The 20,376-nt window shown below is 67.1% G+C and carries 18 protein-coding genes and 1 riboswitch; of the genes, 7 read left to right on the forward strand and 11 right to left on the reverse strand.

Features of this window, described 5'->3' with window-relative positions; genetic code table 11:
• Positions 1-66 precede the first annotated feature (66 nt).
• The gene (locus tag ACSYDW_RS09760) at positions 67-564 is read left to right on the forward strand and encodes a hypothetical protein (RefSeq protein ID WP_438338534.1); all 498 of its coding nucleotides are present in this window, start codon (positions 67-69) and stop codon (positions 562-564) included.
• Between the two features lie 1,021 nt (positions 565-1,585).
• Here the strand turns inward: ACSYDW_RS09760 and ACSYDW_RS09765 are convergent.
• Positions 1,586-2,074 carry a DUF4188 domain-containing protein gene (locus ACSYDW_RS09765; protein WP_438338535.1) on the reverse strand — a complete coding sequence of 163 codons (489 nt, stop codon included), beginning with the start codon at positions 2,072-2,074 and terminating at the stop codon, positions 1,586-1,588.
• A gap of 79 nt (positions 2,075-2,153) precedes the next feature.
• On the opposite strand from ACSYDW_RS09765, the gene ACSYDW_RS09770 reads away from it, so the two are divergent.
• From ACSYDW_RS09770 to ACSYDW_RS09780, 3 genes are all read left to right on the forward strand, one after another.
• Positions 2,154-2,729, forward strand: a complete 576-nt coding sequence (locus ACSYDW_RS09770) for a TetR-like C-terminal domain-containing protein (protein WP_438338536.1) — start codon at positions 2,154-2,156, stop codon at positions 2,727-2,729.
• Between the two features lie 337 nt (positions 2,730-3,066).
• Positions 3,067-3,381 carry a hypothetical protein gene (locus ACSYDW_RS09775; RefSeq protein ID WP_438338537.1) on the forward strand — a complete coding sequence of 105 codons (315 nt, stop codon included), beginning with the start codon at positions 3,067-3,069 and terminating at the stop codon, positions 3,379-3,381.
• 309 nt (positions 3,382-3,690) lie between these two features.
• Positions 3,691-4,266: a GNAT family N-acetyltransferase gene (locus tag ACSYDW_RS09780; protein WP_438338538.1), complete on the forward strand. Its 576-nt coding sequence runs from the start codon at positions 3,691-3,693 to the stop codon at positions 4,264-4,266.
• 134 nt (positions 4,267-4,400) lie between these two features.
• Here the strand turns inward: ACSYDW_RS09780 and ACSYDW_RS09785 are convergent, their stop codons facing one another.
• The 4 genes from ACSYDW_RS09785 to ACSYDW_RS09800 all read right to left on the reverse strand — a co-directional run bounded on the left by ACSYDW_RS09785 (position 4,401) and on the right by ACSYDW_RS09800 (position 6,707).
• The gene (locus ACSYDW_RS09785) at positions 4,401-4,829 is read right to left on the reverse strand and encodes a hypothetical protein (RefSeq protein WP_438338539.1); all 429 of its coding nucleotides are present in this window, start codon (positions 4,827-4,829) and stop codon (positions 4,401-4,403) included.
• Positions 4,830-5,017: 188 nt separating this feature from the next.
• The gene (locus ACSYDW_RS09790; RefSeq protein WP_438338540.1) at positions 5,018-5,491 is read right to left on the reverse strand and encodes a GNAT family N-acetyltransferase; all 474 of its coding nucleotides are present in this window, start codon (positions 5,489-5,491) and stop codon (positions 5,018-5,020) included.
• 122 nt (positions 5,492-5,613) lie between these two features.
• Entirely contained in the window at positions 5,614-6,066 is a 453-nt protein-coding gene (locus ACSYDW_RS09795; protein WP_438338541.1) for an OsmC family protein, read from the reverse strand.
• A 53-nt stretch (positions 6,067-6,119) separates the two neighbouring features.
• Positions 6,120-6,707, reverse strand: coding sequence for a hypothetical protein (locus ACSYDW_RS09800; RefSeq protein ID WP_438338542.1), 588 nt, complete (start codon positions 6,705-6,707; stop codon positions 6,120-6,122).
• A gap of 223 nt (positions 6,708-6,930) precedes the next feature.
• Here ACSYDW_RS09800 and ACSYDW_RS09805 point away from each other — a divergent pair, with 223 nt between their 5' ends.
• Positions 6,931-7,455 (forward strand): gamma carbonic anhydrase family protein, encoded by a 525-nt coding sequence (locus ACSYDW_RS09805; RefSeq protein ID WP_438338543.1) that lies wholly within the window; start codon positions 6,931-6,933, stop codon positions 7,453-7,455.
• A gap of 26 nt (positions 7,456-7,481) precedes the next feature.
• A complete protein-coding gene (locus ACSYDW_RS09810; protein WP_438338544.1) occupies positions 7,482-8,543 on the forward strand; it encodes a Gfo/Idh/MocA family protein in 1,062 nt (353 codons plus the stop codon).
• 95 nt (positions 8,544-8,638) lie between these two features.
• On the opposite strand, the gene ACSYDW_RS09815 is transcribed toward ACSYDW_RS09810, so the two are convergent.
• The 5 genes from ACSYDW_RS09815 to ACSYDW_RS09835 all read right to left on the reverse strand — a co-directional run bounded on the left by ACSYDW_RS09815 (position 8,639) and on the right by ACSYDW_RS09835 (position 15,246).
• Positions 8,639-8,965, reverse strand: coding sequence for a hypothetical protein (locus ACSYDW_RS09815; RefSeq protein WP_438338545.1), 327 nt, complete (start codon positions 8,963-8,965; stop codon positions 8,639-8,641).
• Between the two features lie 183 nt (positions 8,966-9,148).
• Complete coding sequence (locus tag ACSYDW_RS09820) at positions 9,149-10,375, reverse strand: cystathionine gamma-synthase (protein ID WP_438338546.1); 1,227 nt, start codon at positions 10,373-10,375, stop codon at positions 9,149-9,151.
• 12 nt (positions 10,376-10,387) lie between these two features.
• Positions 10,388-11,710 carry an O-acetylhomoserine aminocarboxypropyltransferase/cysteine synthase family protein gene (locus tag ACSYDW_RS09825; RefSeq protein WP_438338547.1) on the reverse strand — a complete coding sequence of 441 codons (1,323 nt, stop codon included), beginning with the start codon at positions 11,708-11,710 and terminating at the stop codon, positions 10,388-10,390.
• A 172-nt stretch (positions 11,711-11,882) separates the two neighbouring features.
• Positions 11,883-14,252: a 5-methyltetrahydropteroyltriglutamate--homocysteine S-methyltransferase gene (gene metE / locus ACSYDW_RS09830; RefSeq protein WP_438338548.1), complete on the reverse strand. Its 2,370-nt coding sequence runs from the start codon at positions 14,250-14,252 to the stop codon at positions 11,883-11,885.
• 67 nt (positions 14,253-14,319) lie between these two features.
• The gene (locus ACSYDW_RS09835) at positions 14,320-15,246 is read right to left on the reverse strand and encodes a methylenetetrahydrofolate reductase (RefSeq protein WP_438338549.1); all 927 of its coding nucleotides are present in this window, start codon (positions 15,244-15,246) and stop codon (positions 14,320-14,322) included.
• Between the two features lie 101 nt (positions 15,247-15,347).
• Positions 15,348-15,466, reverse strand: a riboswitch (SAM riboswitch).
• A gap of 379 nt (positions 15,467-15,845) precedes the next feature.
• On the opposite strand from ACSYDW_RS09835, the gene ACSYDW_RS09840 reads away from it, so the two are divergent.
• Entirely contained in the window at positions 15,846-17,375 is a 1,530-nt protein-coding gene (locus ACSYDW_RS09840; RefSeq protein ID WP_438338550.1) for a deoxyguanosinetriphosphate triphosphohydrolase family protein, read from the forward strand.
• 150 nt (positions 17,376-17,525) lie between these two features.
• Here the strand turns inward: ACSYDW_RS09840 and ACSYDW_RS09845 are convergent, their stop codons facing one another.
• Entirely contained in the window at positions 17,526-19,748 is a 2,223-nt protein-coding gene (locus ACSYDW_RS09845; RefSeq protein WP_438338551.1) for an NADP-dependent isocitrate dehydrogenase, read from the reverse strand.
• Positions 19,749-20,376 lie beyond the last annotated feature (628 nt).

Below are 20,376 nucleotides of genomic sequence, written 5' to 3' on the forward strand. Positions count from 1 at the left end.
CGGATGGAATCAACGAGCACGCCGATCGCATCCATCGCAGCTCGGTGGAACCCGACTGATCAGACAGTGGATCTTGTCATCGATGGGCGTGCTGTCATCGACATCGTTGACCCTCGGAAGCAATGGGGAATCTCTCCGTTTGCACGCCGCTTCGTGCGCGAAGCGGTGCTACAGGCACTGGCCGAGTACCGCGGGGTGTTCGGAGCCCGCGATGAGAGGCTTTCGAAGACCGAACTTGAGATCGCTGTCTGCCGGGCATGCGGCGATCTGGGTTGCGGCAATCTTGCAGTGATTGTCGAGCGGACAGTCGAAACAGTCGTTTGGAAACAACCCCACTGGGCCGGAATCCTCGATGACGACGGCGATGAAGACGACGAGCCCGATGCCGACGATCCAGAATCGCTCTTTCCGCAAGTATTGGTGTTCAGCCGCACCGAGTACGACGCCGCCCTGGCCGACACGGAGCGGTTCATCACTCAAGCAGGCTGGTCCCGGGCCATGCCAGAAGCCGCAGGATGGCTTGATCGACTTCGCAACCGGTTCACAAGGATGCGGGACAAGTAGGTGCGCGTGCCCTTGAAAACGGTCCGACCTATATCGTTGGTGAGCACCAGAGACCCGTTTTCCAGGGAGTACGCAATGGGCGACCCGGTGAGGGTCCTCATCCATGCCCGGTGATCGGCTGCCGAACCGGAACAGCCGTCCGCGGATTCGATCATGGCCCCGGAATCGGGGATGATGGCGTCGGCGCCAACTGACACGGGGACGTTGAGCACGCCGCAGGGGCATCCGAACCACGATGGCCAGCGATCCGTTCATTCGGCCAAAGTCCACAAGAAGCGGCGTGGAACCGTCCCAGAACAAGTCTCGGCCGGGTGCACTGCACCCGGCCGAGACAAAGCTCTTGCACTCAAAACGGTCGGCATAGAAGTGCTCACCGCCCGTGGAAGGAAGACAGCCTGACGGGGCCGGCGGCGAGGAAACCGCGCTGGATCCCGTCTGTTGGCTTTGGCTCTCACCACAGCGCGTGAGAACCGCGGCAAGAACCAGGAACAGCAGCCCTCCCATGGGCTTCGCCATGGAACCACCCCTTCGTCGTCACCTTGAAACCAGCAATCCGACAGAAGGCCCGCTACAGCCCAGCGACTGTTTCTGCGGCACGATAGCAGTCCGTGCCGTTGCGTCGTTCCACATTTGACACCCGCTGCCACTCAGGGCGAACCGCCAGATCATGGCGTGGCCAAACACTCGAGAACATGCCCCATGGGATCGGGTCCGCCTTGTCCGCAGCATCGATCGGGAGTTGTTCTTACGTGTAAGCACACCCGCGCGATCTACGGGGACTTGCGGCCCGATTCGGGACCTTTTGGGACGATTCAGATGCCAAGCGCGGCGTACATACGAAGGCTCCAGCGTCAATGCCCTTCCGGCTACGGAAACTCGGCGCCGAAGGGACGCGCCGCAATTCCCCCTGGCGTTGGCTGCGCATTCGCCACCGATTCCGTCCACTTGCCTGCACGTCCATTTCCGGGCAGGTGCATCGCCGGCTATTGCAGGGGACTGTTCCAGTTCCCTTTGGCTTCTGTCACTGCCCCGGATGACGGCCCATCCGTTGCTTCGCAGTGTTGGTCCCCGCGCCGACGGGAACATGCGATGTCGCCTTGGCAAGCCCAAACTCAGGCATCCCGTTGTAAACAACCTCGATTCCACTGGCCGGCACCTGGTACGTCTCATGCCAGACTCCGATATCGCCCGTACCAGAGAGTTCCTTCATGAAACTCCGCCACGGTTTCAGATGCGGCGATTCCCTATCTGCCGCGAACTTCCGCAGGTGCTCCGGGCTCTCCCAATAGCTAAGCAACACGGTAGTGCGGCCGAACCACTGCTCGAATCCGAGCATGCCGGCCTCGGGTTTGGTAGCCAGATGCTGGAGCATCCGTGGCATGGCTGCTGCCACTTTGCCAACACGCTTGATCTTCCACCAACGGTTCGCCCGCATACCGATCAGGAAGACTGTCACCGACTCACGGTTCGGGTCAGCGGTGTACCTACCCGGAAACACTTTCTGCACCATGACATTCCCCTTAGGTCTAGGTTCCGCAATCTCGTTTCATAACACCGTTATAAAACAAGATTATGAAACGATTGGCTCCATGGCAAGACCCATTGTTCACAACCATTCCCTAAGGCAAGAGCTCCTCGCCGTCACGGCCGAGCTCTTGGACCGGGACGGCCCTGCACGGGTCACGCTGCGTGACGTGGCAGCGGCAGCCGGGACGTCCACCACAGCTGTCTACTCGCTGTTCGGGGGAAAAGCCCAGCTTCTGACAGCCGTCGTCGACGACGGATTCAGGTCATTCCACGACTCGCAGGCTGCCGCGGCGCCAGACGGCCTTCAGGGGCTCGGGATCGCCTACCGCGTTTGGGCACTGGAGCATCGGACCCTCTACCGCCTGATGTTCGGAGGAGCGCTGGCATCCTACGTCGATTGCCAGCCGAACCCGGAAGTCGCCGCCGACGCCATGGCACCCCTGAGGGAAGCAGTTGCTTCCGCGCAGGCATCCGGTCATCTACGGCAGGGGCCCGTCAACGAGGTGGCCACCGCCATCTGGGGGCAGGTCCACGGGCTCGTCAGCCTGGAGCTGGCACAGGCGGGCATGCCGGACGCGGACTGGAGTGCCATATACAGTGCAGCCCTGGACGCCGTCTCCCGCGGGTGGGCAGCCTGAGGGAAGCCGCGTGGATTCCCGGGCGTTGATCCCCTCCGGCGCTGCCGGACAGGGCGAAGTACAGAGCCTCAACCTTCGCTGCGCGGCCAGTACGAACCGGTACTGGCCGCACGGGCAGCCACCGAGTCTGCCCGCGCGACGAACCGTTTGGCTGGCGCAAGGCCAAGGGCCAAGCCTGCGGCACGCCCATTCTGGGCTGATACGAACACTGTCCGTTTCCCTGTCGACTTGCATGACGGCCCGGTGCAGAGCCGGCACCCTGGGTCCCGATGCAGGCGCCGGGCAAGAAAGCGGACCCATTAGTGGTTCCGAATCATAAGAAGTCGATGACTGCGGCATGGCTGGAACCAGCCGCGTGGCACAACAGGGAGTCCGTGAAGCGAAACCGACAGGTGGCGGACGGGCGGCAGATTTGCGGCTTTCTCCGGTGAACCAACTGCTAAACGGTGTGTACGATCCGACTATGGCCAAAGTGACTTTTAAGCCCGGCGATGAGGTTGTGACACCCCGTTCCAGGGGAACCATCATCGACATCTGTGCGACACCATCGGGGCAGTTCATATTCGGTGTCGAGGACGCCACCGGGGAAGTTGCATACTTCACCACCAAGGCTCTGAATCATGCACAAAACCCCGAGCTCCCGCAGCGATAGGAGCAGCGCGGCGCCTCCCGGAACCTTGACTGGCGGATCAGGACGAACACCATGGAACCGAAGGGCTCCGCAAGTAGCCGGTCTAAACTGCCCAAGGTCTCGCATCCCACAGTTTCCCCAGGCGTCCATCATTGGCTTTCCAGAACCTTGGGTGCGACCCGGGCCGCACCACTCAATGGCGACGAACCGTCCTTGTCCCATGGGCTCGGTCGCGGAACACGCAACCTCGCGGTCCTACCAAATACTTTCATTGGTCCGGGTGGCTGCACCTCTGCGGTTACGGAAGCGTCGTCAAGTAGGCTTTCGCGGGTGAGCACACACAAGTTTTCAATACGACGAACCGTTGGCGCCGACTGGAGTGAAATCCGCGAACTGCGCTTGGAAATGATCCGCGATACCCCGACTGCCTACGCCGAAACACTCGGGGACGCATTGGCCCATGACGAAGCCGAGTGGAGGATGCGCGGGGAACGCGGCACCGCCGAGCACGGCATCGCGATTGCGGCAATTTCCAACACCGGGCGCTGGATAGGGACGATGGGTGCATTCGTGCCAAATCCGGAAGCCGGCCCCCTTCTTGTAGGCGTATACGTGGCTCCGGAATTCCGTGGGCGCCAGATCGGGCTGACCGATCGCTTGTTGGAGGCAATAGAAAACTGGGCGCACACTGAGAGTAGCCAGCTAACCCTCCACGTGCACGAAGACAACGTCCGCGCCAGGGCGTACTACGAACGTCGAGGGTTCACGGCCACCGGCCACACAGTCGCCTACAATCTCGATCCCACCAAAAAAGAACTGGAAATGGTCAAGCAGCTCTCACCGCAAACAATGGTGCGAGGAACCAGCCGCAGCGAATCCATTCCTACGGCCAAACACATCGCTTGAGTGGAAGGCCGCCAGAGTCTCACTCAACGACCCTATCGGGGAATTCGATCGCCCCGGGCTCTGGCTTGCCCGGGCGGATTCCGATAGCTCGGATCGGCCCCTTCCTGCCCATGTGTCAGAAAACCTGATTGCCCCTAAACCAGCATCTTCCCGACTGCATCGACAGATTCCAAGGGGCTGTACCATGTGATTCCACCGGGGCCGATCCATTGTTCCAAGTCGGTAAGAGAACTGAAACTCATGTCTGGTTCCTCGCCACCGTGTGCCTGAGGATCCAACTGCCAGTAGTCTGCGCTGAATAGATAGTCGGATTCCTTGAACGGGCGGTCTGCCGCACGTTTCTTCGGGCGGAAGAACCTGCGTATCGACGCAAAAGTGGGCTCAGCGGGACCATAAACCAAGATGAGAATTTCGTGCCCGCGCCAAACACCGGATTCCACCAACCCCGCGAATTCCCTGCGTCCGTCTATTAGGGCTGCGTAGGTAGGCTTCCAGCCAATCTCGGGGACTGCTTTTTCGAGGGTCCGCAGATGTTGCATGCGGGTGGACTCGCCGTCTCGCATTGTCGCCCCTTCCGAAGTCAAAAATCCGTTCGTTCCACCTTGGCTGCAACTACATGGGTTGGCAAAATCCGGCGAATGTTTTCAGCCTGAGCATTCACTTGTGGTTGGCGTACCCACTACTCCCATCGTTTGCGAATGAGACAACCAAGCGCGAGGATCGCACATCTGGACGGTTGACGAAAGGCACTTTATCGCTCTGAACGTAGGTCCAAGGTGAATCCGGGACACTCCGGGAAATCGCCGACGTAGTCGGCTTCGAATCCCAACGATTCATAGAAAGATACTGATTCAGGCGTTGCCTGCCAGTCCAGGATCATCGGTGAAGGACGAACCCGGGCCCATTCGAATGCGAACTGCACCAATGAACGACCGATTCCGCTTCGGCGAGCATGCGGATCGACAAAAAGGTCGTGGATCCTGCCCACCGCAAAAGCACCCCGCAATCCACGCCCATAGTCCTGAATCGCAACGTATCCAGTCAAGCGGCACTGGCCCTCCGCAACGGCCACCAGCCAGCTGGGTTCCCCCAGCAAGGACCGAAAGTGTGCCTCGAACTCCCCCATGCCCATCGCGAGTCCGGGAGTGAATTTACTCGTAAGGCCATAGAGACCGGCAGTATCCTCAACCGTGGCGACCCTGACCGCGGTACCATCGACATCCATGACTGAAGCCTAGCCCTCTCCATCCCGCAGCGCGTTCCGGTCCGCCGGGGAAATCCAACCGCACTGAAATGAGGATGGGAAGATGCCGTCGCCGCGTCGAGGAGCATCCGGGTGGTCCCGGTTCAGTCCCGGGTGCCCTCGAGCGCCACGTGGACCTCGCTCGTGACAGGCGTGCCGAGCTCCACGGTCCGCGACACCGTGCAGTACTTTTCGTGCGAGAGGTCGACCAGGCGTTCCACCAGGCCAGCAGCCTTCCTGCCTTCTGCGGTGTCGGGGAAAGCCAAGCCAAAGGACAGGTGCAATCCGTCCATCCGATTGGCACCGTCTTCGACCACCTTGTGGCCGGTGGCGGCGACCCGGAACTCCGTGGGCTCGGCGCTGCGCGCCGTCACGGTGTCGACGTCGATCGACGAACAGCCGGCGATCGCCGCCAGCAGCAACTCCACCGGGCTCAATAGCCCCTCGCCCTGGCCAAATTCGATTTCTGCGCCCGTGGCATTGCGGGCGATATAGCGCCCCGTTGCCGTCCGGTTCAATTCGACGGAACGCAGCGTGGGATCTTCGTTTTCGCTCATGGAACCATCATGCCACCAGTGTGTCGGAAGCCTTCCGGCAGCGGTGGCGCCGGCTACCTTTCGATGGCCCACTGCTCGTGTTCGTCAAGGTGGTGGCGATCGCTGGCCCCTGGCCGGGAACCCGATTCGGCAAGTTGCGCCATGCGTTCCATGAGTTCTGCGGCTACGGTCCAGGTTTCAAGGGTCGAGGGCGGGTTGACCCCGGCCGCCCTGGCGATCTTGTTGCGCCATTTGTTGGTGTACGAGAGGACCTGTTCGCCGGAGATGTTCCGGTCCCAGAGCCAGCGTGCCAGCTCCTTGGCCTTTTGCTGCCTGTTGGCCTCTGCCTTGGTGCCGTGGCGGAACGGGTCTATGGCCGGTTTGGCAGGTGCCGGCACCGGTACCGGCTCTGGCTCAGATCCGGCAAGCAAAGGTTCGTCCACCGTTGCCAGTTCCGGGCCGGGGCCTGCTTCCGGTTCAAGCTCCGGAAGCCCTATCGCCACGATCTCGGCCCCGGTGTCGATCGCGTGCACGGCGGATGCGATGGTCCCTTGCAGCTCGGCCAGGATCCGCGGCGGGATCTCCGTCGCCCGGTCCCCCAGCGTGGACCGCAGCTCCGCGACCATGCGCTCGTAAACCTCAACCTTGTGCTGTGGCCACATCGTCCCGGCTGCTCCCGTTCTTCGGCGTCAAACACCGATCCAAGTCCCGCCGATTCAAGGCGCGGAGTCAATCCCCCAGACTATCCGGTGGCCCCGGATAGTTGCCACCCGGCACCCGAGGCGCGGTCCTGTTGAGCTCGGGCGACAGGACCGGTGAGACGACTCGAAGTGGCCTCGCGCCGAGCTCCCCGGGCGTTCGACGGGCACCGGCTAGAGTGGTGCCATGGCTCACATCATCACCATTGACTCCAAGACCCCCTCCGTCGATCCGACCTGCTTCGTGGCACCCACCGCGACGCTCTCCGGCGAGGTCACCTTGGGGGCGCAGGCCAGTGCCTTCTACGGCGTTTCGGCACGCGGCGATTCGGCCGCGATCAAGGTCGGGACGGGCACGAACCTGCAGGACAACGTGGTGCTGCATGCAGACACCGGAGTCCCCTGCACCATCGGGGACCGAGTTTCGGTGGGCCACTCGGCCGTCGTCCACGGGGCCACCGTGGGAAACGACTGCCTGATCGGCATGAGCGCAACCATCATGAACGGGTCCGTCATCGGGGAGAACTCCTTGGTCGCGGCGGGCGCCCTGGTGCTCGAGGGAACGATCGTCCCCCCGCGCTCGCTGGTTGCCGGGGTACCGGCCAAGGTCAGGCGCGAACTGACCGATGAAGAAGTCGAGGGCCTGAAGGAAAACGCTGCCCACTATTTGGTGCTGGCAGCCAAGCACCGTGACGCCAACGCGCCACGGTAGAGACCCACAAAGGGGAGTTCACAGCGATGGCCGGTTACATCCAGGCACCACCCACTGCACACCCTTCAGCACCTTCACCGGTGCATGCCACGGGCCGCACCCTGAACTGGGGTGTGGTTTCCACCGGCAAGATCGTCTCCCACGTGATCAGGGACCTGCAGTCCCTCGGGGACGCAAACGTCATCGCCGTGTCCTCGCGCAGCGAGGAACGTGCACGCATCTTCGCCGAGGAACACGACATCGAGTGGGCCTTCGGGTCCTACCAGGCGATGTTCGACGAGCCCGAGGTCGAGGCCGTCTACATCGGCACCCCGCACGGCCAGCACTTCGAGATCGCCATGGCCGCGCTGAAGGCCGGGAAGCACGTGGTCTGCGAGAAATCGCTGACCATCAACGCCCACGAGGCACGTGCGCTCGTCGCCGAGGCCGGAGCACGCGACCTCTTCCTGATGGAGGCCGTCTGGTCGCGCTTCACCCCGGTGTTTGCGCGTGCCCTGGAGATCCTCGAATCGGGCGAGCTCGGCGAGGTGTCCTGGGTCCAGGCCGACCTCGGCTTCAAGGCCGAGTACGACCCGGCCTGGCGCCTCTTCAACCCGGCCGACGGCGGCGGGGCCCTGCTGGACATGTCCATCTACCCGCTCACCTGGGCCATCGGAGCCATGGGCTTCCCGACCTCGGTCCAGGCCAGCGCCGACCTCAACGAGGACGGCGTGGACATCCAGAACGCCATCACGCTCGGCTACCCGGGCGTGCGCCACGCGCAGCTGATGACGACGCTGACCGCCACTCCCCCGCGCGAGGCACGGGTGGCCTGCAGCAACGGCTGGCTCGGCACCAACGCACCGCTGCACAACCCCACCAAGCTGTTCATCCACCCGGCCAAGGGGCTCAGCCGCACCGAGGTCTTCGAGCCGGTCGGCAACAACTACACCTACCAGTTCCGCGAAGCCACGCGCTGCATCCAGCAGGGCCTTAACGAGTCCCCCACCATGCCGTGGGAACACTCGGTCAGCACCATGGCGATTTTCGACGGCATCCGCCACCAGCTGGGGATCCGCTACCCCAACGACCTGGCCAGCACCCGCTAGGCGGTTCGGGTGAGCCCTTTCCCGGGCGTGAACGAAGGCGGCGTGTGCCGGTGGTCCTCCACCGGCACACGCCGCCTTCGCGTTGTCCCGGCCGTTCAGGCGGATCCTGCGGGCAGGCGCAGCGCCGCGCGTAGCGCCGCGCGCAATACCCCGGGCGACGGCAGCCCGGCCAGCCCCTCCGGGGTCGGGTAGACCCTGCAGCTGAGTGCGGGCTCGGCCGCGGAACCAAACAGGTCGGCGCCCCCGGCCACGAACGTCGGGGACCCGTGGAACCCCAGTTCGCGGGCTTCCTCCTTGGTGGAGAGTTCCCGGATCCGCAGCTTCCCAGGGTCCATCCCCTCCGCCTCCAGCGCGCGCAGGTACAGCTCGCCGGCCGGGGCGCTGTTCGGGCAGCCGGCAATGGTGCGCAATTCGAAGTCCATGCCTCCATCATCGCCCATGTCCCGCGCGAGAGGCAGGAACCGGCGGCGGCACGGCACAGGGCCGCCGGAGTGTTCCGACGGCCCTGCAACGTTGAATGCGTTGGCCGGGATTCGGCCCCCTCAGACCCCCATGCCCGGCCAACGCAAACCCCTTGTCCCGGTGTTTCCGCCGGGAAACCCCGCTCAGGCCGTGGCTGCCACCAGGGAGGCGCGGCGTGCCGCGGCCAGCCCCAACTCAAGGTCGGCCAGCAGGTCCTCGACCTGTTCGATGCCGACGCTGAGCCGGACCAGGTCCTTGGGCACCGCCAGCGGGGTGCCGATCACGGATGCGTGCGTCATCTCCGAGGAGTAGCAGACCAGCGATTCGACACCGCCCAGGGAGACCGAGAGAGCGAAGAGCTCGGTCGATTCGGCGAACGCGCGGGCCGCCGCCTCGCCGCCGACGAACCGCAGCGAGACGATGCCGCCGAAGCCGCGGGACTGCGCCTTGGCCAGCTCGTGCCCCGGGTGCGATGCGAGCCCGGGGTAGAGCACCGCCGACACTTCCTCGCGGCCGGTCAGCCATTGGGCGATCGCCGCCGCGTTGGAGCAGTGGCGCTCCATGCGCAGCCCCAGGGTCTTGAGCCCGCGGGCCGCCAGGAAACAGTCCTGCGGGCCGGCCACCGCTCCCCCGGCGAACTGCTGGAACCCGACGGCCTCGGACAGCGGCTGGCCGCGGAAGATCCGCTCCGCCACGACCACCGCACCGCCGAGCACGTCCGAGTGCCCGCCGATGTACTTGGTTGTCGAATGCACCACGACGTCCGCGCCGAGGGTGATCGGCTGCTGCAGGAACGGGGTGGCGAAGGTGTTGTCCACGACCAGCAGCGCGCCTGCCTCGCGGGCGATCCGCGCCCAGCCTGCCACGTCGGCGATGCCCAGCAGCGGGTTGGACGGGGTTTCCACCCAGAGCAGCGCGGTCTTCCCGGGCTGCACCGCGGCGGCCACCGCAGCGAGGTCGGTGATGTCCACCGGGGTGTTGGTGATCCCCCACTTGCCGTGCAGGCGGTTGATGAGCCGGTTGGTGCCGCCGTAGCCGTCGGCACCCAGCACGATGTGGTCCCCGGGCTCCAGCACCGCGCGCAGCAGCGCGTCCTCGGCGGCGATCCCGGAGGCGAAGGCGAAGCCCGCATGCCCGGCCTCCAGGGCAGTGAGCTGGGTTTCGAACCCGCCGCGGGTCGGGTTGGAGCCGCGGGAATACTCGTGGCCGTTGCGCAGCACGTTGATGCCGTCCTGCACGAAAGTGCTGGTTTGGTAGATCGGCGGGATCACCGCCCCGGTCAGCGGGTCCGGTGCCTGGCCTGCGTGGATGGCCAGCGTGTTGAAGGAGTGCGTGTCACGGGAGTGGGCTGGTGCTGCGGGGTTGCTCATGGTCGTTCCTTCCTAGACGCCGACGGATTCGCGGGTCGGTGGTGTGGTTTCTTGGGTCAGCGCATCCAGCGCGGCGGTCAGATCGGCGACCAGGTCGGCCGGGTCCTCCAGGCCCACCGAGACGCGCAGGGTCCCGGCGGAGATCCCGGCGGCGTCGAGCTGGGCGTCGGAGAGCCGGCAGTGCGTCATGGCCGCGGGGTGCACGATCAGCGAGCGGGCGTCGCCGATGTTGGCGGCCAGCGCAAAGAGCTTCACGGAGTCGACGACCCGCGCCACGGCGGAGGCGTCGTGCAGGTCGAAGGAGAACACGCAGCCGGTGCCGGCCGGGAAGTCCCGGAGCGCCAGCCCGTGGTCCCGGTGGGTGGCCAGCGAGGGGTGGTGGACCCGCGCCACGGCCGGGTGCGACTCCAGGGCCGCCACCAGCTCCAGCACGTTGGACTGGGCCTTGGCCACGCGCAGCGAGAGCGTCTCGATGCCGGTGAGGATCGCGGAGGCGGAGGCCGGGGCGAGCGTGGGCCCCAGGTCGTGCAGGAACTTGGAGCGGGCCAGCATCAGGTACGCGTTGGCCCCGTAGCGCTCCAGCAGCGAGTCCCCGTAGTAGCGGGCCTTGGGCGCGGCGATCTGCGGCCAGCGGGTCGCGTCGGAGAAGTCGAAGGTGCCGGCGTCGATGACCAGCCCGCCGAGCACCGAGCCGTGGCCGGCCAGCGCCTTGGTGGCCGAGTGCACCACGATGTCCGCGCCGAACTCGATGGGGCGGTACGCCGCCGGGGTGGCCAGGGTGTTGTCCACGACCAACGGGATGCCCGCGGCGTGGGCGGTGTCCGCGATGGCGCGCAGGTCCACCAGGGTGATCAGCGGGTTGGAGACGGATTCCAGCAGGAAGCCGCGGGTCTTCGCGGTGATGGCCGCCGCCCAGTTCGCCGGGTCCTCCGGGTCGACGAAGGTGACGGTGATCCCGAAGTCCGCGAAGGTGTCGGTGAGCAGGTCGACGGTGCCGCCGTAGAGCTTGTTGGAGGCCACCAGGTGGTTGGGGCCCTGCAACAGGGCCAGCAGTGCCACGGCGACGGCCGACTGTCCGGTGGCGGTGGCCAGCGCACCGATGCCGCCCTCCAGCGCCGCGGCACGCGCCTCCAGCACGGAGACCGTGGGGTTGCCGGTGCGCGAGTAGGTGAAGCCGGCCTTCTTCAGCCGGAACAGCTCGGCGGCGGTGGCGTAGTCGGTGAACTCGAAGGCTGCGGAGTTGTAGATCGGCACGGTCATGGGCCGGTGCGGGCCGGCGGGGCTGTATCCGGTGTGGATTTCGGTGGTGGCGTTCTGCCAGGTGTTGGTCGCCATGATCGTGCCTTTCGGGGCGTGGTGCTGGGAAGGGTTCGGGGAGGGACGGGCGCGGGCGGCACCGGGGTGCGGGCCGATGCCGGGCGCGCGTCCTCCCCCGTGCCGCCGCGGGCCCGGTCGGGGCTGGGACCCCTGGGCCGGGCCCGCGGCGGTGGTGCGGGGCGGATCCGCGCTAGGCGGTGGCCCCGGCGGTGGCGCCGATGGCGGCGCGGGCCGCGAGCGTGGCCTGGACCAGGTTGGCCAGCGACGCCTCGGTTTCCGCGTAGCCGCGGGTCTTCAGGCCGCAGTCCGGGTTGATCCACAGCTGCTTGGCCGGCAGCGAGGCCAGGGCGATCTCGATGAGCTCGGCGACCTCCTCGGTGGACGGGACGCGCGGGGAGTGGATGTCGTACACGCCCGGGCCGATGCCGCGGGAGTAGCCGAACCCGGTCAGGTCCGCGGTGACCTCCATGCGGGAGCGGGCGGCCTCGATCGAGGTGACGTCGGCGTCGAGCGCGTCGATCGCGTCGATGATCTCGCCGAACTCCGAGTAGCACAGGTGCGTGTGGATCTGCGTGGCATCCACGGCGCCGGCGGTGGAGAGGCGGAAGGAGTCGACGGACCACTTCAGGTAGTCCGCCTGGTCGGCCTTGCGCAGCGGCAGCAGCTCGCGCAGTGCCGGCTCGTCGACCTGGATGATGGAGATGCCGGCGTCCTGCAGGTCCGCGATCTCGTCGCGCAGGGCCAGCGCCACCTGGTTGGCGGACACCGCCAGCGGCTGGTCGTCGCGGATGAAGCTCCAGGCCAGGATGGTGACCGGGCCGGTGAGCATGCCCTTGAACGGCTTGCTGGTCAGCGACGCCGCGTAGGAGATCCACGGGACGGTGAAGGCCGCCGGGCGGGAGACGTCGCCCCAGAGGATCGAGGGACGGGTGGCGCGCGAGCCGTAGGACTGGACCCAGCCGTTGGCGGTCTCGGAGAAGCCGTCGAAGTTCTCGGCGAAGTACTGGACCATGTCGTTGCGCTCGGGTTCGCCGTGCACCAGCACGTCAAGGCCCAGGCGTTCCTGCAGTTCCACGACGCGTGCGATCTCCGCCTTGAGGAAGCCCTCGTAGGCGGCGTCGTCGATGCTGCCGTTGCGGTGCGCGGCGCGGGCGGTGCGGACCTCGCCGGTCTGCGGGAAGGAACCGATGGTGGTGGTCGGCAGCACCGGCAGGTTCAGCGCGGCCTCCTGGGCGGCCTCGCGCACGCCGGCGGCGGAGCGCGAGAAATCGGCGTCGGTCAGTGCGGCAAGGCGTTCGCGGACCGCGGCAACGGTGGTTCCGGCGAAGGACGCACGGTGCTCGATGGCCTCGGCGGCCGCGGCGAGCTCCGCGGCGATGGCGGCCTCGCCCTCCGCCAGGCCCTTGGCCAGCGTGATGACCTCGGCGACCTTCTGGTTGGCGAAGGCGAGCCACTCGGGCAGGTGCGCCGGCAGGTTGTTTTCCAGGGCGACGTCGTGCGGGACGTGCTGCAGGGAGGTGGCGGTGCCCACGGCCAGGGTGCCGTTGGCGGCCTGGACCTCGGTGCGCAGGGCCGTCAGCACCTGAAGCGAGGCGGCGAGGTTGTTGCGCCAGATGTTGCGCGAGTCGACGATGCCTGCCACCAGGGTGGATCCGGCCAGGTCGCCGAGGAACTCGGCCCGCGGGGCCAGGCCGCGGACCAGGTCCGCGTGGACCGCCTCGACGCCGGCGCGGGCCAGCAGGCCCTGGGTGGCGCCCGGGCGGGCGGTGTCTCCGGCGGTGCCGTAGCCGAAGGTCACCAGCAGGGCCGGGCGTTCGGTGGCGGCGGCCAGTGTGGCGTAGACGGACTCGGCCAGGCCGCCGGGCAGTGCCAGCTCGGCGCCGCGGTCCGTGACGAGGGCCGGCTCGTCGAGCTGGATCCACGGGGCGCCCGCGGCGGCGAGCTCGCCCAGGATCCGGGCGTAGGCGGCGACGACCTCGTCGATGCGGGTCAGCGGGTCGAAGCCCCCCGGTGCGCCGTCCTCGGCCTTGGCCAGCAGCAGGTAGGTGATGGGGCCCACGAGGGTGGGGCGGATGGTCTTTCCGGCGGCGGCGTGCGCCGTGAAGGACTCGAGGAGCGGCGTGGCGTTGGCGGAGATCGGGGTGGCGGGGCCGATCTCCGGGACCAGGTAGTGGTAGTTGGTGTCGAACCACTTTGTCATTTCCAGCGGGGCGCGGGACTCGTCGCCGCGGGCCAGCACGAACGAGGCGGCCGTGCTGATGGCGCCGTCGGCGTCGGCAAGGTCCGCGAAGCGGGTGGGCAGCGCGGAGAGCGCGACGGTGGCATCGAGCACCTGGTCGTAGTAGGCGAAGTCGCCGGGCAGCGAGGCGTCGGCGGCACCCAGGCCCAGGGCGGCCAGCGTGGCCAGGTTTGCCTGCTGCAGGTCGCGGGCCGCGGTGTGCAGCGCCGCCTCGTCGGTGCGCTTGGCCCAGTGGGACTCGAGGGCCTTCTTGAGCTCGCGGTTCGGGCCGATGCGCGGGTAGCCGAGGATGGATGCTGCGGGGAAGGTTGGCTTCGTCATGGTGTTTCTCCTTGGGTGTTGAACGTGGGGGAAAGAGTCGGTGGGGATTGGTGCGGGCCCGGCGCGCCTAGACGGCGGCGCGGGCCGCCCAGGAATTGACGACCTGGGCGCGGGTGCGGGGCAGTTCGAGCCGTTCGATGACATCGAGTGACCCGCGGTGGTCGTTGAAGGTGTACAGGTGGACCCCGGGGGCCCCGTCGTCGAACGCGCGCCGCGCCAGCGTGACGGCGGCGGTGACCCCGAGGTGGTGGCGTTCGGCGTCGCTGCCCGCGGTTTCCAGCGCGTGTGCCAGCACCGGGTCCGGTTCGACGCCCGTCATCGCTGCCAGCCGGTTCAGCCGCTTCAGCGAGTTCAGCGGGATGACCCCCGGGATGATCGGGATGGACACCCCGGCGCGGCGTGCCGCGTCGACAAGGTGGGTGTACTCCTCCGGGCGGAAGTACACCTGGGTGATCGCGTAGTTGGCCCCGGAGCGCTCCTTGGCCAGCAGCACCTCCACGTCGTGCTCGAACGACGGGGACTCGGGGTGCCGGATCGGGTAGGCCGCCACACCCACGCCCAGCCGGCCGCCGGCCAACGCCGCCGAGTGCTCGGACTCGACCTCGCGGATGAGCTCGATGAGGTAGCGGGCGAACGGGAACTCCCCGCGCCACCCGTCGGGGTCGGTGGGCAGGTCCCCGCGCAGGGCCAGGACCCCGCGCACCCCGAGCGAGATGAAGTGGCGGATCAGGTTCTCGAGGGACTGGCGGCTCTCCCCCACACAGGTCAGGTGCGCCAGCGGGCGCAGCCTGGTGTTCTGGATGAGGTGTTCGATGAGTTCCAGCGAGGCCCGGCGGCGTGCATGGGTGCCGGAGTAGGTGACCGACACATAGTCGGGGCTCGAGGCCTGCAGCGCCTCGATGCTGTTGAAAACGCCCTCGGTCGCGTCGCGGTTCACCGGCGGGTACAGCTCGTAGGACAGTGACGGCGGGGCCGCGGACGGTGCAATGCTCATGTGTTTCTCCTCGTCAGAACGAGGGAGGCCCCAGGTACGCCACAATAGCCGCGACCCTCCGGGACGGAGGTGCGCGGCGATGGTGAGCGGGTTGTGAAGCGGCTCCATCGCTTCTGGCCTTAGCACCCTCGAGGACGGACGCCCCGCACGGGGGAATCCATCGAACCGATGGTTGCTGCGGCGTCAACGAGCCAGATCTCTCAGCCGCTCTTGATGGTTGATGCATTCATCATGTTCCAGGTTCCGCCCGGCGTGCAAGGCGCCTGGCGCGCACCGCGTCACGCGGGGCAAAAACGCTTCACATGACGTTTTCCGCCCCGCTCCGCGGCACCGCCCGACGCCTTTGTGACGCTGGTGGTTCGGTGAATCCCGCGGATTTGCGGCGATCCGACGCCATTGCGTTACTTTCGCCGCCAAGTGTGAAGCCAGTGTGACGGTCGGGCGTGCCGCCTCCCCGCACCGGCTTCCCGCGCCTCCCGGTGCCGGGGAGCCGGCACCGGTTCCCCCGCCGGCACGCCGCGATGCCCCGCGACACCCCCGGCGCGTTCCGCGGCAGGTGCGCGGCCGGGCCCCGGCACCGAACTAGGCTGGGTCGCACCATGGATACCAGGCAGAAGACCCACCAGGGCGGCGGACGCGGCCGCTCCATCCCCGAGGCCATGCGCGCCGGCGAGGACGAATTCCGCATCGACATCGAACGCATCAGGTTCTCCCCCTACTTCTCCCGGCTCTCGGCCGTCACGCAGGTCATCCCGCAGGCGGGCGCCGGCACCATGGTGCACAACCGGCTCACGCATTCGCTCAAGGTCTCCGCAGTGGCACGCTCCATCGCCATCGGCCTGATCAACGCGGACGAGCACACGCGCAAGACCGTGGCGGGGCTCGGCGGCTGCGACCCCGTGGTGGTGCAGGCCGCGGCCGCCGCCCACGACCTGGGGCACCCCCCGTTCGGGCACCTGGGCGAGCAGGAACTGGACCGCGTGGCCCGCCGCACGCTGGGGCTTCCCGACGGCTTCGAGGGCAATGCGCAGAGCTTCCGCATCCTCACGGCGTTGGACAGCTGCGAGGCCACGCCGCGCGGGCTGAACCTCACCGCGGCGGTGCGCGCCGCGGTGCTCAAGTACCCGTGGACCCGCAACGAGTGGCAGGGACGGCCCGGCGGCCCCGCGCGGATGCTGCCACGCGGCGTCGGGTCCGGCGGCGCCGGGGCGCACAAGTTTTCCGCCTACGACATCGAGGCCGCGGAGATGCACGAGGTGCTCTCGGTGTTCCCGGGCATCGCCCGGCACCAGCAGACCCTTGAGTGCTCGGTGATGGACATCGCCGACGACATCGCCTACGCCGTCCACGACCTCGACGATTTCTACAGGGCCGGGGTGCTGCAGTACCCCACGGTCTCCACCGAGCTGCGGGCCTGGCTGGATTCCGGCGCGGAGCTCGCGCGGACCCCCGACACCGACCTCGACACCCGCAGGCCCGGGCATGCGCTGGAGCGCACCTGGCGTCACGTCGCGGCGAAGGACCCGTGGATCGCCAATGCGGAGGCCTTCCGCGCCTCGGTGGAGCGGGTCGGCCGCGACCTTGTCGATGGCCTGCTGGCCGTCCCCTACGACGGCGGGCTGGAGGCCGACCGCGCGGTCACCGGGTTCACGCGGCGTTGGATCGACAGGCTGCAGGCCTCGATCGCGGTGGAACAGGAACCCACCGTCCGCAGCGGGCACGTCCGACTGGCCGACGAGGCCTGGCACGACGTGGTGGTGCTCAAGTTCGTGCACTCGCGCTTCGTGCTGGAGCGCTCCGACCTGGCCGTGTACCAGCGCGGGCAAACCCGCATCATCGCCTCGCTCGCCGAGGGGCTGCACGCCTGGCTGGAGGACCGCTACGACGCAGCGCGCGCCCCCCGCCGGCTGCTTGACTCCATCGAGGCCGCCACCGGCGAGTACCGGCTGCTGCGCAAGCAGGCGCCGGGCCTGTTCGAAGAGGCGGGCCACGGCGAGGTCGAACGGCTGGGCCGGGCCCGCGCCATCGTCGACTACATCGCTTCCTTCACCGACGCGCAGGCGGTGTCCGTCAACGCCCTGCTGACAGGGACCTCCGAGGGACTCTGGGAGGCCGGACGGGGGCTCTAGCAGCAGCCGGCAGCACCGCCGGCCCCGCGCACCGTCCCGCCCCCGCCCGACGGTGCGCGGCCGCTGGAACCGGATCCCGCAGGTACGCCAACGGCGGACCGCCCGTCCCAGCATGGGGAAGGCGGCCCGCCGTTGCCGTGCGGTGCGGGACTACTTGGTGAGCAGTTCCAGTGCCGAGTTCAGCGTGGCGCTCGGGCGCATGACGGCTGCGACCTTCTCCTCGACCGGGCGGTAGTAGCCGCCCAGCTCGACGGGGGCACCCTGCACGGCGGCGAGCTCGGCCACGATGGCTTCCTCGTTGCCGCCCAGGGCCGCGGCGACCGGTGCGAAGGCGGCGGCCAGCTCGGCGTCCTTGGTCTGCGCGGCCAGTTCCTCGGCCCAGTACTTGGCCAGGTAGAAGTGGCTGCCGCGGTTGTCCAGCTCGCCGGCCTTGCGCTTGGGCGACTTGTTCTCCAGCAGGAAGGTGCCGGTTGCGGCATCCAGGGTGTCCGCCAGGATCTGCGCGCGCTTGTTGTCCGACGTGTTGGCCAGGTGCTCGAAGGAGACGGCCAGGGCCAGGAACTCGCCCAGCGAGTCCCAGCGCAGGTGGTTTTCGGCCACCAGCTGCTGGACGTGCTTCGGGGCGGAGCCGCCGGCACCGGTCTCGAACAGGCCGCCACCGGCGATCAGCGGCACGATGGAGAGCATCTTGGCGCTGGTGCCCAATTCGAGGATCGGGAACAGGTCGGTGAGGTAGTCGCGCAGCACGTTGCCGGAGACCGAGATGGTGTCCTCGCCGCGGCGGATGCGCTCGATGGTGTACTTGGTGGCTTCGACCGGCGAGAGGATCTCGATGACCAGGCCCTCGGTGTCGTGGTCCTTGAGGTACTCGTTGACCTTGGCGATCAGCACGGCGTCGTGCGCGCGGGTCGCATCCAGCCAGAAGACGGCCGGGGTCTGCGAGGCGCGGGCGCGGTTGACGGCCAGCTTGACCCAGTCGCGCACCGGCACGTCCTTGGTCTGGCAGGCGCGCCAGATGTCGCCCGGGAAGACCTGGTGCTCGATCAGCACGCCATCGCTGGCGTCAAGGATCTGCACGTGGCCCGCTGCCTTGATCTCGAAGGTCTTGTCGTGGGATCCGTATTCCTCGGCGGCCTGGGCCATCAGGCCCACGTTCGGAACGGTGCCCATGGTGGTCGGATCGTAGGCACCGTTGGCACGGCAATCGTCGATCACGGCCTGGTAGATGCCCGAGTAGGAGGAATCCGGCAGGACGGCCAGGGTGTCGGCTTCCTTGCCGTCGGCGCCCCACATGTGGCCCGAGGAGCGGATCATGGCCGGCATCGACGCATCGACGATGACGTCCGAGGGGACGTGCAGGTTGGTGATTCCCTTGTCCGAATCGACCATCGCCAGGGCCGGGCCCTCGGCGAAGCCCTTGGCGATCAGTGCCTCGACACCCGTGCGGACCTCGTCGGAGAGCTCGTCGAGCCCGCCGAGGATCGCGGCCAGGCCGTTGTTCGGGTTCAGGCCCGCCGCGGCGAGCTGCTCGCCGTAGACCTCGAAGAGCTCGGAGAAGTACGCCTTGACGACGTGGCCGAAGATGATCGGGTCGGAGACCTTCATCATGGTGGCCTTCAGGTGGGCCGAGAAGAGCACGTCGTCGGCCTTGGCGCGGGCGACGGCTTCCTTCAGGAACTTGGCCAGCGACGCGGCGTGCATGACGGTGCCGTCGATGATCTCGTCCTTGAGGACCGGGAAGGCCTTCTTCAGGACCTTGACTTCGCCGTCTTCGCCGACGAAACGGATGGTGAGGTTCTGGTCCTTGGAGATGACCACGGACTTCTCGTTGGAACGGAAATCGTCCTCGCCCATGGTGGCGACGTTGGTCTTCGAATCCGCGGTCCAGGCACCCATGGTGTGCGGGTTCTTGCGGGCGTAGTTCTTGACGCTCAACGGCGCGCGGCGGTCGGAGTTGCCTTCGCGCAGCACCGGGTTCACTGCGGAACCCTTGATCTTGTCGTAGCGGGCGCGGACGTCGGTTTCCTCGTCGGAGGACGGGTTGTCCGGGTAGTCCGGAAGTGCGTAGCCGGCGGCCTGCAGTTCGGCGATGGCCGCCTTGAGCTGCGGGATGGATGCCGAGATGTTCGGCAGCTTGATGATGTTTGCGTCCGGGCTCTTGGCCAGGGCACCGAGCTCGGCCAGTGCGTCGGGAATCTGCTGTTCCGCGGTGAGGTAGTCACCGAACGTGGAAATGATGCGGCCGGCCAACGAGATGTCGCGCGTCTCGATTTCCACACCCGCGGTCGAGGCGTAGGCCTCGACAATCGGCAGGAACGAGTGGGTCGCCAACATCGGAGCTTCGTCGGTGTGGGTATAAATAATCTTGGCCATAGGTGAGGCATCTCCCTGAACGGTCTTCTCGGATATGAGTGGTCCGAATTGATCTCAACATCCCTAACTTACCCGATATTGCTGCCCGTAAACACTTTTTGTGGCACGGCTCCCGTAGCGTCCGGGCACCCCGTTGCCTCAAGAAGCCGGGCTTCTCCAGGCCTCGCGCGCCAACGGTATTAAGTTAACCGGCCATAACTGAACAACGGGATTCCGTTGCCTTGGACCCCCATGCCGGCGCGCCCCCCGAAGGGCAGGGCCGTCCGGGCACGGCGAGACACCACGGGGCGCCCGGCCCGCTGTGGCCACCCGATGAATCTCGGGCAGCAATCCGGGCGGTCCCGAAACGAGCCTGCTTGAATGAGGCAACCATTTCACCCGAGCCGATCATGCTTTCCCTCCAGGCATCCGCTGCTTCCAAGGGGATGAGGACCGAACCTGGCCGACAGTGCACCGCGCTCCCCGCATGGCGGATCGCGCGGCCCGGGCAAAATCGGCTGCCGCAGCAAGCCCGCACAACGGCCGCTGTCCCGGCCCTTTGGATTGGGCTTGGAGAAGCCGCGGGCCATCGGGAAGCTGACTGATGGAATACGGCCGGGCGCTTCCGACACCTGCGGCCCCCTTTTCC

The organism is Paeniglutamicibacter selenitireducens (assembly GCF_051550675.1).
Classification (GTDB): Bacteria; Actinomycetota; Actinomycetes; order Actinomycetales; family Micrococcaceae; genus Paeniglutamicibacter.